Source organism: Halopseudomonas bauzanensis, from assembly GCF_900114735.1.
Lineage (GTDB): Bacteria > Pseudomonadota > Gammaproteobacteria > Pseudomonadales > Pseudomonadaceae > Halopseudomonas > Halopseudomonas bauzanensis.
In genome coordinates this window covers 288,983-303,439 of sequence record NZ_FOUA01000004.1, presented here as the reverse complement: position 1 = coordinate 303,439, position 14,457 = coordinate 288,983, and the positions used below count along the sequence as shown (strand labels likewise).

The 14,457-nt window shown below is 59.1% G+C and carries 13 protein-coding genes and 1 pseudogene; 10 read left to right on the top strand and 4 right to left on the bottom strand.

Features of this window, described 5'->3' with window-relative positions; genetic code table 11:
- Positions 1–685: IS3 family transposase (locus BM267_RS11315; protein ID WP_074780111.1), on the top strand; the 685-nt coding region annotated here is incomplete at its 5' end.
- Positions 686–804: 119 nt separating this feature from the next.
- Positions 805–1,125: pseudogene (locus BM267_RS11310) on the top strand (tetratricopeptide repeat protein).
- Positions 1,126–1,175: 50 nt separating this feature from the next.
- On the opposite strand, the gene BM267_RS11305 reads toward BM267_RS11310, so the two are convergent.
- Complete coding sequence (locus BM267_RS11305; protein WP_036992536.1) at positions 1,176–1,589, bottom strand: DoxX family protein; 414 nt, start codon at positions 1,587–1,589, stop codon at positions 1,176–1,178.
- Positions 1,590–1,814: 225 nt separating this feature from the next.
- Entirely contained in the window at positions 1,815–4,070 is a 2,256-nt protein-coding gene (locus tag BM267_RS11300; RefSeq protein WP_074780108.1) for an Orn/Lys/Arg family decarboxylase, read from the bottom strand.
- 145 nt (positions 4,071–4,215) lie between these two features.
- On the opposite strand from BM267_RS11300, the gene BM267_RS11295 reads away from it, so the two are divergent.
- Entirely contained in the window at positions 4,216–4,650 is a 435-nt protein-coding gene (locus BM267_RS11295; RefSeq protein WP_036992533.1) for an acyl-CoA thioesterase, read from the top strand.
- A gap of 46 nt (positions 4,651–4,696) precedes the next feature.
- Here BM267_RS11295 and ppnP read toward each other — a convergent pair whose 3' ends face one another.
- Positions 4,697–4,978: a pyrimidine/purine nucleoside phosphorylase gene (ppnP, locus tag BM267_RS11290; protein WP_036992531.1), complete on the bottom strand. Its 282-nt coding sequence runs from the start codon at positions 4,976–4,978 to the stop codon at positions 4,697–4,699.
- Between the two features lie 213 nt (positions 4,979–5,191).
- Between ppnP and BM267_RS11285 the strand changes: the two genes are divergently transcribed.
- Both BM267_RS11285 and BM267_RS11280 read left to right on the top strand, forming a co-directional pair.
- Complete coding sequence (locus BM267_RS11285; protein ID WP_036992529.1) at positions 5,192–6,064, top strand: NAD(P)-dependent oxidoreductase; 873 nt, start codon at positions 5,192–5,194, stop codon at positions 6,062–6,064.
- 59 nt (positions 6,065–6,123) lie between these two features.
- Positions 6,124–6,378 (top strand): YkgJ family cysteine cluster protein, encoded by a 255-nt coding sequence (locus tag BM267_RS11280; RefSeq protein ID WP_036992528.1) that lies wholly within the window; start codon positions 6,124–6,126, stop codon positions 6,376–6,378.
- 61 nt (positions 6,379–6,439) lie between these two features.
- Here BM267_RS11280 and gltA read toward each other — a convergent pair whose 3' ends face one another.
- On the bottom strand, positions 6,440–7,714 hold the full coding sequence (gltA, locus tag BM267_RS11275; protein ID WP_036992527.1) for a citrate synthase: 1,275 nt from the start codon (positions 7,712–7,714) through the stop codon (positions 6,440–6,442).
- 351 nt (positions 7,715–8,065) lie between these two features.
- On the opposite strand from gltA, the gene sdhC reads away from it, so the two are divergent.
- The 5 genes from sdhC (at position 8,066) to BM267_RS11250 (ending at position 14,434) form a co-directional block, all read left to right on the top strand.
- Positions 8,066–8,452: a succinate dehydrogenase, cytochrome b556 subunit gene (gene sdhC, locus BM267_RS11270; RefSeq protein ID WP_143063068.1), complete on the top strand. Its 387-nt coding sequence runs from the start codon at positions 8,066–8,068 to the stop codon at positions 8,450–8,452.
- Complete coding sequence (gene sdhD, locus BM267_RS11265) at positions 8,446–8,814, top strand: succinate dehydrogenase, hydrophobic membrane anchor protein (RefSeq protein WP_036992526.1); 369 nt, start codon at positions 8,446–8,448, stop codon at positions 8,812–8,814. The genes sdhC and sdhD overlap by 7 nt, the downstream gene beginning before the upstream one ends.
- Before the next feature lie 3 nt (positions 8,815–8,817).
- Positions 8,818–10,590, top strand: coding sequence for a succinate dehydrogenase flavoprotein subunit (gene sdhA / locus BM267_RS11260; protein WP_036992525.1), 1,773 nt, complete (start codon positions 8,818–8,820; stop codon positions 10,588–10,590).
- Between the two features lie 11 nt (positions 10,591–10,601).
- Positions 10,602–11,306 carry a succinate dehydrogenase iron-sulfur subunit gene (locus BM267_RS11255; RefSeq protein WP_036992524.1) on the top strand — a complete coding sequence of 235 codons (705 nt, stop codon included), beginning with the start codon at positions 10,602–10,604 and terminating at the stop codon, positions 11,304–11,306.
- A gap of 290 nt (positions 11,307–11,596) precedes the next feature.
- Positions 11,597–14,434 carry a 2-oxoglutarate dehydrogenase E1 component gene (locus tag BM267_RS11250; protein ID WP_074780105.1) on the top strand — a complete coding sequence of 946 codons (2,838 nt, stop codon included), beginning with the start codon at positions 11,597–11,599 and terminating at the stop codon, positions 14,432–14,434.
- Positions 14,435–14,457 lie beyond the last annotated feature (23 nt).

The window sequence follows — 14,457 nt, the reverse complement described above, 5'->3', positions numbered from 1 at the left end:
GCAACTCAAGCGTGAGGGCATTGATATTGCTCGCTGCACGGTACAGCGGCTGATGCGTCAACTGGGCCTGCAGGGCGTTCGTCGCGGTCATGTGATCCGCACCACCATCCCGAATGAGAACGCGATTTGTCCGCTGGATAGGGTCCAACGCCAGTTCCATGCGGATCGACCCAATCAGCTATGGGTGTCCGACTTTACTTATGTTTCAACGTGGCAAGGCTGGCTCTACGTCGCCTTCGTGGTCGATGTGTTTGCCCGGCGTATCGTTGGCTGGCGGGTGAGCAACAGCATGCGAACAGACTTCGTTCTGGATGCCCTGGAGCAAGCGCTGCACGCTCGACAGCCGAGCCGCATGGACGGCCTGATACACCATAGCGACAGGGGTAGCCAATACGTCTCCATCCGATACACCGAGCGTCTCGCTGAGGCCGGCATAGAGCCCTCTGTAGGCAGCAAAGGCGATAGCTATGACAACGCTTTGGCTGAAACCATCAACGGGTTATACAAAGCGGAGCTGATCTATCGGCAGTCCTGGCGTAGTCGCGAAGCCGTGGAAATCGCCACTTTGAAATGGGTTCACTGGTACAACCACCAGCGGTTGCTGAGCTCGATTGGGTATATACCCCCGGCAGAAGCTGAGGCAAACTTCTACCAGCAACAATCCGGTCAGACCATGGCGGCCTGACTTAAACGAAATGGCCTCCATAAAACCCGGTACGATTCAAAACAGCACGTGCTGGGATCATCCCTGTAAGCGGTACAGGCCCGACATTGGTGCGATCACTGATGTTGTAGGAGGTAAAAATGGATGTTCGACAGCTTGAGGCCATGCTCGCCAAAGGGCGTGACTCACCCCTGCTGAGGTTCAGTCTGGGAAAGTGCTATCTGGATCTAGCGGACTATCCGCAGGCAGTTACTCATCTGGCCGAATGCATCGAGCAGGATCCCGGTTATTCGGCAGCCTGGAAGCTGCTTGGCAAGGCGCATCAGGAGGCGGGTGATCTGGATGCAGCGCAGCTGGCCTAGGAAGACGGAGTGGCTGCCGCAGAGAAAAAGGGGGATGTCCAGGCTGGCAAGGAGATGACGGTTTTTCTGAAAAGGCTGGAAAGGAAGAGGCTGTCTTGAGTGCAAGAGATACAAGCCGGTATCTGAGCCGGCTTGAGTACGCCACAAAACTAGCGACCATCAACCGAATATTTGCCTGGACCGGTCAACCCAAGCAATAACAACCCTCCGGCAATGCTCATGTTCTTAAAAAACTGAGTCATGTTGGCAGCTCGATCAGCATCGACCATCGTCCAGAAGTCGTGTCCGATCACAGCGGTACCCAGTACGAACAAGAAGAAGAGAAAGGCCAGCGGGCGGGTGTAGAACCCAACCAGAATCAAGATGGCGACAAAGAACTCGATGATCACGGCAATGGCGGCGGCCAGCATGGGCGCCGGCACCCCCAGCGATTCCAGATAACCCGCCGTGCCCGAAAAGCCGGTCAGCTTACTCCACCCTGACATGATGAACAGGATCATGAGCAGGATGCGAGCAATCAGAATAATTTCATTCTTCTGATGTTCAAAAAGTGTATAGCGCATATTTTACTGCCTCACATTTGAGAGTTGTGACGCGTTCAGGCGGGAAAGGAGCTTAGTGGTATCTAAACTAAAGCTGACAGATATGTTTCAGTCAAACCCATCGGTAAACGAAGCGCTTTGCACGGATAGGTCCTCAATCCGGTGACGGCCCTCTTTCAAGAAATGTAGAAAGATCAATGGGTGCTGGTAGAGGGTATTCAGCGGTGCGTGCTGGTCGCCCCCTTATCACTCCACCAGGCAATCCACAAAGTGCCGCATGCTCCCATCCTCCTGCAGTATCGGCCGCAACCCATGTATATCGCTTTCAAATCCGGGGAACTGCTGATCCTGGGCGAGGGCGATGCGCAGGTAATCGGTGATCGCGCTGCTGTCATCAGGGAAGCGTTCGCCGGGCATGATGACCGGGATGCCGGGCGGGTAGGGGACGAGCATGACGGCGCTGATGCGGCCGGCGAGGGCGTCGACCGGGACCATTTCCACCTGGCCACGGACCATCTGTTGCCAGGCGTCGGCGGGGCGCACAACGATCTCGGGCAGTTCGGTATAGATTTGCCGGAGCACGCGCACCATGCGCTGCTCCTTGTAGAAGCGGTGCAGTTCCTGACAGAGATCGCGCAGGCCGAGCGCCGGGTAGTGGCCGCCGCGGGCGATGGCCGGCAGGGTGAGGTCGAGCGGGGCGTTGCTGTCATAGAGGCGTTTGAACTCCTGCAGTTCCGAGACCAGAGCGCTCCATTTGCCTTTGGTGATGCCCAGCGAGAACAGGATCAGGAAGGAGTACAGGCCGGTTTTCTCCACTACCAGCCCGCGTTCGGCAAGGAAGCGGGTGACGATGGCAGCCGGTATGCCGGTACGGCCCAGCCGGCCGTGCTCTTCGACACCGGGGGTGAGCAGGGTGACCTTGATCGGGTCGAGCAGGGCGTAGTCGTCGGCCATGTCACCGAAGCCGTGCCATTCGGCCTGATGGTCCAGCGTCCAGTCACAGGCCTCCAATTCTTCGCTGTCCAAGGCCTGTTCCGGCTCCCAGACATCGAACCACCATTGGTCCTCTTCCAGTCGCTCGGCGGTCTGCTGCATGGCGCGACGGAAGGACAGGGCCTCATCGAGTGTTTCCTGCACCAGCGAGCGGCCGGGTTCGCCGGCCATCATGCCGGTGGCCACGTCGATCGAGGCGATGATGCCGTAATGCGGCGAGGTAGAGGTATGCATCATGAAGGCTTCATTGAAGCGCTCTACGTCCAGCTGCTGCTCGACGCTGTTCTCGGCGAGGATGATCGAGGCCTGGGACAGGGCAGCCAATACCTTGTGTGGTGATTGGGTGGCGAACACCAATGGATGTTTGGCGCGCTCGAAGCCGCGCTTGCTGCCCATGCCGTGGCGACCGGCGTAGAACTCGTGGAAGGCGGCGTAGCCGTACCAGGCTTCGTCGAAATGCAGCACTTCGACCGCGTCTTCCAACTCGTCCTTGATCAGCTCGGCGTTGTAGCACAGCCCATCGTAGGTGGAGTTGGTCAGCACGGCCAGGCGAATGCGTGGCTCCCGGCCCTGCAGCAGCGGATGTTCAGCCAGCCGCTGGCGCAGATTCTGGGGTGAGAACGAATCCAGGCTGATGGGACCGATGATGCCGTAGTCGTTGCGCGAGCCCGTCAGGTACACCGGAATGGCGCCGGTCATGGTGATGGCATGCAGAATCGATTTGTGGCAGTTGCGGTCGACCAGCACCACATCGTCACGGGTGACGAAGGCATGCCAGATGATCTTGTTGGCGGTGGAGGTGCCATTGATCACATAGAAGCTGTGGTCCGCGCCGAAGGTGCGGGCGGTGTTGGCCTCGGCCTCGGCGATGGGGCCGTTGTGATCCAGCAGCGAGCCCAGGCCCGGGACCGATACCGAGAGGTCGGAACGCAGCGTATTTTCCCCAAAGAAGTCATGGAAGGCCCGGCCCACCGGGCTCTTGCGGAAAGCTACGCCGCCGCCATGACCGGGGGAGTGCCAGGAATAGCTGGCGCGGCCGGTGTAGTCGAGCAGGGCCTTGAAGAATGGCGGCAATAGCTGCGACAGGTAGGCGCGGGCGGTGCGGGCAATCTGGCCGGCGATAAAGGGCATGGTGTCTTCGAACAGATAGATGATGCCGCGCAGTTGGTGCAGGTCGCGCAGGTTGCTCAACAACTGATTGTCCAGGGCCTGGGCGGTGCTCAGCGCCATGATCGGCAGTTCCGGCGAGCGCGAATGGGCGGCGGCGAACAGCTTGCGTACCGGCTCCAGCCCGTGCTGGTCGTCATTTTCAGCGCCGAACAGAATGCACGACAGGCCGCGATGCGCTTCGGCAACCAGCCGCCCTTCATCCAGGGAGGTAGTGGCCAGCACTTCAAAGCCCTCGTGACCCAGTGCATCGAACAGTTCATTGAGTTGCTGGCCGGCGACATTGCCGCGCCCGCAGTCGGGATTGATGACCAGAATCGGGAAATGCAGGTGCTTGAACATGCCGCCTCCTGTATGGGATCTATCTCACAGTGTTGTGCTGCGACGGGGTATTGGCAAGCTCGTTGCAGCGGTAGCATGGCACCGCTGCCGGGGCGGGGGATGGTATGCTGCACACCCTACGTTGTGCTTTGCCGGGAGACCGAGTGTGAAATGGGATCTGGAAACCCCCTTTATCGATGAGATTCGTGTGCAGCCAGAGGATATCGACGAGCTGGGACACGCCAACAATGCTGTCTATGTGCGCTGGCTGGAGCGTTGCGCCTGGCGGCATTCCAGGTCGCTCGGCCTGGGCCTGGACGAATATCAGCAACTGGACCGGGCGATGGTGGTGGTGCGCCACGAGATCGATTATCTGGCCGCGGGTTACCTGGATGAAGAACTGCAGATGGGCACCTGGATCGTCAGCTGGGACAGCAAACTGCGCATGACGCGCCAATTTCAACTATGCCGGCCGCGCGATGGCGCTACGCTGTTGCGTGCCAATACCACGTTCGCCTGTGTCGAGCTCAGTAGCGGGCGGCCGCGACGGATGCCTCCTGAGTTCATCGAGTTGTATGGCAAGGCGATTGTCAGCGCCTGACGGGTGAGGCGTCGCGCAGGCTGCGCGACGCCAGGGCTGTCAGCCTTTAGCGATACTCACACAGGTAGGCGGTATCCTGCGCTACCTGCAGATTGAAGCGGCTGTTGGCCGGCACAGTGAACCGGGTGCCGGCGCCGAACTCTTCCCAGACATCACTGCCGGGCAGCTTGACGGTCAGTTGGCCGGTGATGACATGCATGATTTCCAGGCTGCCGGTGCCGAATTCGTATTCGCCGGGGGCCATGACGCCGACAGTGGCCGCGCCTTCGGGCTGGCGAAAGGCAATGGAAGCTACTTTTCCTTCGAAATACTGATTGGTATTGAACATCCGGTGACTCCGTGGACGGCGTAAAAGGGGCGCACATTATGCCTGTCGCGCTGCTCGCCAACCAGAGCCGGAATCGATGGCGATCGCCCCCCGTGTGGCTGGCCGATGACCTCAAGCCTGCTATGATCCAGCGGTCGTCCTCCGGTATGTCCTGAACTACCATGCCGCATGGGTCCGGGGGCAGGAATCGAATTGATGAATCGGGGAGTCTGTATGGCCAATGTAGCCTTTGTAGGTCTTGGGGTAATGGGGTATCCGATGGCAGGGCATCTGGCCCGGGCCGGACACGAGGTGACGGTATACAACCGCTCAGCTGAAAAAGCGGCGGCCTGGGTAGCAGAATACGGTGGCAGGGCCTGTGCTACGCCAGCGGAAGCGGCGGCGGAGCAGGATTTTGTAATGGTCTGCGTGGGCAACGATCAGGACCTGCTGCAGGTGGTGGACGGGCCGGAGGGTATTCTTGCCGGGGCGCGCACTGGCACGGTTATCGTCGATCACACCACTGCCTCGGCAGGTGTGGCACGTCAGGTGGCGCAACTGGCTGCTGAGCGGGGCGTGGGTTTTCTCGACGCGCCGGTATCGGGCGGGCAAGCGGGAGCTGAGCATGGCCAATTGACAGTCATGGTCGGCGGTGAGGAGTCGGTGTTCGATCTCGCGCGGCCGGTTATCCATCATTACTCCAGAATGATTCGTCTGATGGGCCCGGTAGGCAGTGGTCAGCTGACCAAGATGGTCAACCAGATCTGCATTGCCGGCGTGGTACAGGGGCTGGCCGAGGCGCTGAATTTTGCCGAATGTGCCGGTCTGGACGGAGAAGCGGTGGTCTCGGTGATCAGCAAGGGCGCCGCTCAGTCCTGGCAGATGGAGAACCGTCACAAGAGCATGCTGGCCGGTGAGTATGACTTCGGCTTTGCCGTGGACTGGATGCGCAAGGACCTGGCCATCGTGCTGGATGAATCCCGCCGCAATGGTGCGCAGTTGCCGGTCACGGCGCTGGTGGATCAGTTTTATGCCGATGTGCAGCAGATGGGCGGTAATCGCTGGGATACATCAAGTCTGATTGCCAGACTCAAGAACGGAAAATAAAATACGCGGCGCCCGGCCATCGGGCGTTCCCGTATTCCGTCACGAGATGCTGTGCTTCCATGAAATGTCGAGAAGGCTGTGGTGCTTGCTGCGTAGCGCCCTCTATTACTTCACCCATCCCCGGCATGCCCCAGGGCAAGCCGGCGGGTATGGCTTGTATCCACCTGGCCGCGGATCGGCGCTGCAATATCTTTCACTCTCCGGATCGGCCGGCAGTCTGCGCGGGCTTCATGGCCGATGCGCAGGTATGTGGCAACAATGCCGAAGAGGCGTTGCAGATCCTGACCTGGTGGGAGCAGGCCACAGCTTGCTGAGTTTGCCAGCCAGACACAAAAAAGCCCGCAGATGCGGGCTTTTTCATACCTGAGCGGCGACTTAGTTGTTCGGGTAGTCGCGCTTGGTGTGGCCGGTGTACAGCTGGCGCGGACGACCGATCTTGTACGGATTGCTGATCATCTCGTTCCAGTGCGCGATCCAGCCCGGGGTGCGGCCGGTGGCGAAGATCACGGTGAACAGCTCGGCAGGAATGCCGATGGCCTTGAGAATGATGCCGGAGTAGAAATCGACGTTCGGGTACAGGTTGCGCTCGACGAAGTAGGGATCGCTCAGGGCGATTTCTTCGAGCTTCATGGCCAGTTCCAGCTGCGGATCATTGATGCCCAGCAGGCCCAATACCTCGTCACAGGTCTCTTTCATGACCTTGGCGCGCGGGTCGAAGTTCTTGTACACGCGGTGGCCGAAGCCCATCAGCTTGAAGGGGTCGTCCTTGTCCTTGGCCTTGGCGATGAAGGTATCGATGTTGGATACATCACCGATTTCATCCAGCATGCGCAGTACGGCTTCGTTGGCGCCCCCATGAGCCGGTCCCCACAGCGCGGCGATGCCGGCGGCGACACAGGCGAAGGGGTTGGCACCGGTGGAGCCCGCCAGACGGACGGTAGAGGTCGAGGCATTCTGCTCATGGTCGGCATGCAGCACGAAGATGCGATCCATGGCGCGGGCCAGGATCGGATCGATCGGCTTGATCTCGGCCGGGGTGTTGAACATCATGTGCAGGAAGTTTTCCGAGTAGCTCAGCTCGTTGTTCGGGTACATCAGCGGCTGGCCCATGGAGTACTTGTAGACCATGGCGGCGATGGTCGGCATCTTGGCGATCAGGCGAATGGCCGAGATTTCGCGATGCTGAGCGTTATTGATGTCCAGCGAGTCGTGGTAGAAGGCGGACAGGGCACCCACTACGCCGCACATGATGGCCATTGGGTGGCCATCGCGACGGAAGCCGTTGAGAAAGTTCTTTAATTGCTCGTGCACCATGGTGTGGTTCTTGATGGTGCTGTCAAACTTCTGCTTCTCTTCTGCGTGGGGCAGTTCGCCCTTGAGCAGCAGGTAGCAGGTTTCGAGGAAATCAGATTTTTCTGCCAGCTGTTCGATCGGGTAGCCCCGATGCAAGAGAATTCCGTTATCGCCATCAATGAAGGTGATCTTGGATTCGCAGGACGAGGTCGCCATGAAACCGGGATCGAAAGTGAAGACGCCTTCGGCTGTCAGGCCGCGAACATCTATGACGTCCGGCCCCAAAGTGCCCGAATAGACAGGCAGATCGATGGGGGCAGCGCCCTCGATGATCAACTGCGCTTTTTTGTCAGCCATTGATGGCCTCCTGTTTTGCTGTATCGAAAGTGTGACCCCCCACGCAGGGCCCGCATCACTATAAAGTCAAAAACCCGTTTGTCAATTCTACCGATTGAGTTTGCAAATCGTCGTTATTCAAAGGTTTCATTGGTAAGCGGATATGTGCGCAATTGTCGCAGTTGCCTGGCTGATGTCCAGCTGCGAAGGCCGAGGGCAGGGGTTTTGCAGATTGTAATCAGACGCCCGAATCACTATACTCCTTGACCGGCAAAAGTGACCCATTCGGCTTCTTCCATGAAGCTGCGCCGCGCGTCATTTGGGTGTGATCCACACCTTCCTATAACCAGCCCTGACCACAGGGCCATGAGTGTGAAGATAGCCGTGAATAGCAAAAGACCTGTCAATCTAGATCTCAGGACAATCAAGCTTCCTGTTACCGCCTATACGTCTATTGCTCACCGAGTGTCGGGAATCATTCTGTTCATCGCCATTGCAGGTCTGCTTTGGATGCTGAGCACATCATTGAGTTCCGAAGCCGGTTTCGAGCAAGTCAAGGCATGCCTGCAAAATCCGTTCGCCAAGCTGGTGCTCTGGGGTGTCCTGTCCGCCCTGCTGTATCACCTGGTAGCGGGTATTCGTCACCTGGTGATGGATGCTGGTGTCGGTGAGAGCTTGGAGGGTGGCCGACTTGGTTCCAAGCTGGTGATCGTTATCGCCGTCGTTCTGATTGTTCTTCTGGGAGTATGGATATGGTAACCAACGTCACCAACCTGTCGCGCAGCGGCCTGTATGACTGGATGGCGCAGCGCGTTTCCGCCGTTCTGCTGGCGGCCTATACGCTGTTTCTGCTCGGTTACCTGATCTTCAATCCGGGTCTGACCTATGCCGAGTGGCAGGGTCTGTTCAGCAACAACGCCATGCGCATCTTCAGTCTGCTGACGCTGGTCGCGTTGAGCGTGCATTCCTGGGTCGGTATGTGGACCATTTCTACCGACTACCTGACGCCTATGGCTTTCGGCAAAGCCGCCACCGTACTGCGCTTCCTGTTCCAGGTGGTTTGCGGTCTGGCGATGTTCGTGCTGTTCGTCTGGGGTGTACAGATCCTGTGGGGTATTTGATCAATGGCTAATATTCGTACTTTGACTTTTGACGCCATCATCGTTGGTGGTGGTGGTGCTGGCATGCGTGCAGCGCTGCAGCTGGCCCAGGGTGGTCACAAGACTGCTGTGGTAACCAAGGTGTTCCCGACCCGTTCGCACACAGTATCCGCCCAGGGCGGTATCACTTGTGCCATCGCCTCGGCGGACCCGAATGACGACTGGCGCTGGCACATGTACGACACCGTCAAGGGTTCCGACTACATCGGTGACCAGGACGCGATCGAATACATGTGTTCCGTAGGCCCCGAAGCCGTGTTCGAGCTCGAGCATATGGGCCTGCCGTTCTCCCGTACCGAGCAGGGCCGCATCTATCAGCGTCCGTTCGGTGGTCAGTCCAAGGATTATGGTAACGGCGGCCAGGCTGCCCGTACCTGTGCCGCTGCCGACCGTACCGGTCACGCGCTGCTGCACACCCTGTATCAGGCCAACATCAAGCACAACACCACCTTCCTCAACGAATGGTACGCAGTTGATCTGGTCAAGAACCAGGACGGCGCCGTCGTCGGTGTTATCGCCATCTGCATCGAAACCGGCGAAACCGTCTACATCCGCTCCAAGGCCACCGTACTGGCCACTGGTGGCGCGGGCCGCATCTATGCCTCTACTACCAACGCCCTGATCAACACCGGTGACGGTGTCGGCATGGCGCTGCGCGCTGGTGTGCCGGTACAGGACATGGAAATGTGGCAGTTCCACCCGACCGGCATCGCCGGTGCCGGGGTACTGGTTACCGAAGGTTGCCGTGGTGAAGGTGGATACCTGATCAACAAGCACGGTGAGCGCTTCATGGAGCGTTATGCGCCAAACGCCAAGGACCTTGCCGGTCGTGACGTTGTGGCCCGCTCCATGGTCAAGGAAATCCTGGCTGGCAACGGCTGTGGCCCGGATGGCGACCACGTGATGCTGAAGCTGGATCACCTGGGTGAAGAAGTACTGCACAGCCGCCTGCCGGGTATCTGTGAGCTGTCCAAGACCTTCGCCCACGTTGACCCGGTTACCGCTCCGGTACCTGTCGTACCGACCTGCCATTACATGATGGGTGGTGTTGCTACCAATATTCATGGTCAGGCGATTACCCAGGATGCCGCCGGCAACGATCACATCATCGATGGTCTGTTCGCCGTTGGCGAAGTGGCCTGCGTATCCGTACACGGCGCCAACCGCCTGGGAGGCAACTCGCTGCTCGACCTGGTGGTCTTCGGTCGCGCTGCCGGTCTGCACCTGGAAAGCGCACTGAAGGAAGGTATCGACTACCGCGGTGCTTCCGAGTCCGACATCGATGCCTCCCTGGCTCGCCTGTCCGGCATCAACACCCGTACCACGGGTGAAGAAGTTGCGCCCCTGCGCAAGGAACTGCAGAACTGCATGCAGAACTACTTCGGTGTATTCCGTACTGGTGAATACATGCAGAAGGGCATCAAGGAGCTGGAGAGCCTGCGCGAGCGTATTGCCAACGTCAAGATCGACGACAAGAGCAACGCGTTCAACACTGCGCGGATCGAAGCGCTGGAACTGCAGAACCTGCTGGAAGTGGCCGAAGCGACCGCTATCGCCGCTGAAGCGCGGAAGGAAAGCCGTGGCGCCCACGCTCGTGAAGACTACGAAGATCGTGACGATGAGAACTGGCTGTGCCACAGCATGTTCCATCCGCAGACCAAGCAGCTGACCAAGCGTAGCGTCAACTTCGCACCGAAAACCGTTCCGGTGTTTGAACCTAAAATCCGCACTTACTAAGGGGGTCCGGTATGTTGCAAGTCAGTATCTATCGTTACAACCCGGAGACCGACAAGGCTCCTTACATGCAGGATTTTCAGGTCGACACCGAAGGTAAAGACCTGATGGTGCTGGATGTGCTGCAGCTGGCCAAGGAGCAGGATGCGGGTCTGGGTTTCCGCCGCGCCTGCCGTGAAGGTGTCTGCGGTTCCGACGGCATGAGCATCAATGGCAAAAACGGCCTCGCTTGTATTACTCCGCTGTCTAGCGTAGTGAAGAACAACAAGCTGGTGCTGCGTCCGTTGCCAGGTTTGCCGGTAATCCGTGACCTGGTCGTCGATATGAGCATCTTCTACAAGCAGTACGAGAAAGTTCAGCCGTATCTGCAGAACGACACGCCGGCGCCGGCTATCGAGCGTCTGCAGTCGCCGGAAGAGCGGGAGAAGCTGGATGGCCTGTACGAGTGTATTCTCTGTGCATGCTGTTCCACCTCCTGCCCGTCGTTCTGGTGGAACCCGGACAAGTTCATCGGCCCCGCGGGTCTGTTGCAGGCTTACCGCTTCCTGGCGGACAGCCGCGACACCGAGACCGAGAATCGTCTGGCAGCGCTGGATGACCCGTTCAGTGTGTTTCGCTGCCGCGGTATCATGAACTGCGTTAATGTGTGCCCCAAGGGTCTGAACCCGACTCGTGCTATCGGCCACATTCGCAACATGCTGTTGCAGAGCGGTACCTGATCAGTAAGTGAATCGTTCCAGCTCCGGCAACGGAGCTGGTAACCCGAACAAATCGAACCGCGCCCACAAAGCTGCGGTTTGTTAGTACCTAAACCAACAGGGGCAACGGGTAACACCCGAACTATCTGTCGGGGCCGGCAATATTCCGGTTTCGCGGAATGTGACAGAGCAGGGCGACTGGCAGGGACAATGCCGAATGCTCATCTGACTGTTCTGCACGGAGGGCAATTCATTTTGCCTATTAATGGTCTTTGCGCCAGGTGGTGTCCCCTTATAGAGGGTGACCAAGCATGCCAGACAGCGAAATGCAGCAGCTGTGGAGTACCTCTCACCTATCCGGTGGGAATGCCTCCTATGTTGAAGAGCTCTATGAGCTCTATCTGCACGATCCCAACGGTGTCGCCGAGGAATGGCGCAGCTACTTCGACAAGCTGCCCCAGATCAACGGTTTCACTGGATCGGATATTTCCCACTCCACTATCCGTGAGCACTTTCTGTCGCTCGCCCGGAACACCCGACGCCCTCAGGCGGTCAGCGGTGGCCAGGTCAGCAGTGAACGTGACAAGAAGCAGGTAGGCGTTCTGCGCCTGATTCAGGCCTATCGGATGCGGGGCCATCAAGCATCTCCCCTTGACCCGCTGGGTCTGTGGGAGCGGGAAGCGATCGCTGATCTGACACTGGCCGAGTACGGCCTGACCGATGCCGACCTGGACACCGTATTCCGTACCGGTGAACTGAATATCGGCAAGGAAGAAGCGCCCCTCAGCGAAATTCTCGATGCGCTGAAATCGACCTATTGCGGTACCTTCGGTGCCGAATACATGCACATCGTCGATTCCGGTCAGCGTCGCTGGTTCCAGCAGCGCCTGGAAAGCGTACGCGGCAAGCCGCAGCATTCGGTGGAAAGCAAGCGTCACCTGCTGGAGCGCCTGACCGCGGCCGAAGGCCTGGAAAAATACCTGGGCACCAAGTACCCCGGTACCAAGCGCTTTGGTGTGGAAGGCGGCGAGAGCCTGATCCCCATGCTCGACGAGATCATCCAGCGTTCCGGTTCCTACGGCGTCAATGAAGTGGTGCTGGGCATGGCCCACCGTGGCCGCCTCAACGTCCTGGTCAATACCCTGGGCAAGAACCCGCGCGACCTGTTCGACGAGTTCGAAGGCAAGAAGATGATCGACCTGGGCTCCGGTGACGTGAAGTACCACCAGGGCTTTTCCTCGAACGTCATGACCTCCGGCGGTGAAGTGCATCTGGCGCTGTCGTTCAACCCCTCGCACCTGGAAATCGTGTCTCCGGTAGTCGAAGGGTCGGTGCGTGCCCGTCAGGATCGTCGCAAGGATCCCGCCGGTGACAAGGTGGTGCCGATCAGCATCCACGGTGACGCGGCCTTCGCCGGTCAGGGCGTGGTCATGGAGACATTCCAGATGTCCCAGACCCGTGCCTACAAGACCGGTGGCACCATCCATATCGTGGTCAACAACCAGGTCGGCTTCACCACCAGCCGCCAGGATGACGCCCGTTCCACCGAATACTGCACCGACATCGCCAAGATGATTCAGGCGCCGATCTTCCACGTCAACGGTGACGATCCGGAAGCGGTACTGTTCGTGACCCAGCTGGCGGTCGACTATCGCATGCAGTTCAAGCGTGACGTGGTGATCGATCTGGTGTGCTACCGCCGCCGCGGTCACAACGAAGCGGATGAGCCTTCCGGCACCCAGCCGCGCATGTACGCGATCATTGCCAAGCATCCGACCACCCGTGAAATCTACGCCAACCGCCTGGTCGAAGAGGGCGTGCTGGATGCGGAAGCGGTGCAGGCGCGGATCGAGGAATACCGTAACGCGCTGGACAATGGCGACCACGTGGTCAAGAGCCTGGTCAAGGAGCCCGATACCGGTTCCTTCGTCGACTGGGCTCCCTACCTGGGTCACCAGTGGACCGCGCGCCACGACACCCGCTTTGATCTCAAGACGCTGCAGGAACTGGCCAATCGCCTCAATGAAGTGCCAGATGGCCTGGTGGTGCAGCGTCAGGTGTCCAAGATCGTCGAAGACCGTCGCAAGATGGCCGCTGGCGGCCTGGCGCTGAACTGGGGCTTTGCCGAGACCATGGCCTACGCCACCCTGCTGCATGAAGGTCACCCGGTGCGCATCACCGGTCAGGACGTCGGCCGCGGCACCTTCTCCCACCGGCACGCGGTGCTGCACAACCAGAAGGAAGAGGGCGCTTACATCCCGCTGGCCAACCTCAGCGACAACCAGCCCCGTTTCGACATCTATGATTCGCTGCTGTCGGAAGAGGCGGTGCTGGCCTTCGAGTACGGCTACGCCACCACCACGCCCAACGCGCTGGTGGTCTGGGAAGCCCAGTTCGGTGACTTCGCCAACGGTGCACAGGTGGTTATCGACCAGTTCATCACCAGCGGCGAGCACAAGTGGGGTCGCCTGTGCGGCCTGACCATGCTGCTGCCGCACGGCTATGAAGGTCAGGGGCCGGAGCACTCCTCGGCACGCCTGGAGCGTTTCCTGCAGCTGTGCGCCGAGCAGAACATCCAGGTCTGCGTACCGACCACGCCAGCTCAGATCTACCATCTGCTGCGCCGTCAGGTGATCCGTCCGCTGCGCAAGCCGCTGGTAGTACTGACGCCCAAGTCTCTGTTGCGTCATAAACTGGCAATCTCGACCCTGGAAGATCTGGCTGAAGGATCCTTCCAGACCGTGATTCCCGAAGCCGATGCGATCGATCCGGCGAAGGTGGATCGCGTAGTCATGTGCAGCGGCAAGGTGTACTACGACCTGCTGGAAAAACGTCGTGCTGATGAGAACGAGAATGTTGCCATTGTCCGTATCGAGCAACTGTATCCGTTCCCCGAGGACGATCTGGCCGAGGTGCTGGCACCCTACACCAACCTGCAGAAAGTGGTCTGGTGTCAGGAAGAGCCCATGAACCAGGGCGCCTGGTACTGCAGCCAGCATCACATGCGTCGGGTACTGGCACAGCACAGCGTCAGCAATCTGTATCTGGACTACGCTGGACGAGAGGCTTCCGCGGCACCTGCCGGTGGCTATCCCTCCGTCCATGCGGAAGAACAAGCGAAACTCCTGCAAGATGCGCTCTACGCTTGAGCCTCTGCATAACACTGTTTATT

Excerpts from the sequence above, each read along its gene's own strand:
- BM267_RS11255 (WP_036992524.1), top strand. The coding sequence starts at position 10,602 with ATGTTGCAAGTCAGTATCTATCGTTACAACCCGGAGACCGACAAGGCT.
- sdhA (WP_036992525.1), top strand. The coding sequence starts at position 8,818 with ATGGCTAATATTCGTACTTTGACTTTTGACGCCATCATCGTTGGTGGT.
- ppnP (WP_036992531.1), bottom strand. The coding sequence starts at position 4,978 with ATGTTCAATACCAATCAGTATTTCGAAGGAAAAGTAGCTTCCATTGCC.
- BM267_RS11250 (WP_074780105.1), top strand. The coding sequence starts at position 11,597 with ATGCCAGACAGCGAAATGCAGCAGCTGTGGAGTACCTCTCACCTATCC.
- BM267_RS11285 (WP_036992529.1), top strand. The coding sequence starts at position 5,192 with ATGGCCAATGTAGCCTTTGTAGGTCTTGGGGTAATGGGGTATCCGATG.
- BM267_RS11305 (WP_036992536.1), bottom strand. The coding sequence starts at position 1,589 with ATGCGCTATACACTTTTTGAACATCAGAAGAATGAAATTATTCTGATT.
- BM267_RS11300 (WP_074780108.1), bottom strand. The coding sequence starts at position 4,070 with ATGTTCAAGCACCTGCATTTCCCGATTCTGGTCATCAATCCCGACTGC.
- sdhD (WP_036992526.1), top strand. The coding sequence starts at position 8,446 with ATGGTAACCAACGTCACCAACCTGTCGCGCAGCGGCCTGTATGACTGG.
- BM267_RS11280 (WP_036992528.1), top strand. The coding sequence starts at position 6,124 with ATGAAATGTCGAGAAGGCTGTGGTGCTTGCTGCGTAGCGCCCTCTATT.
- gltA (WP_036992527.1), bottom strand. The coding sequence starts at position 7,714 with ATGGCTGACAAAAAAGCGCAGTTGATCATCGAGGGCGCTGCCCCCATC.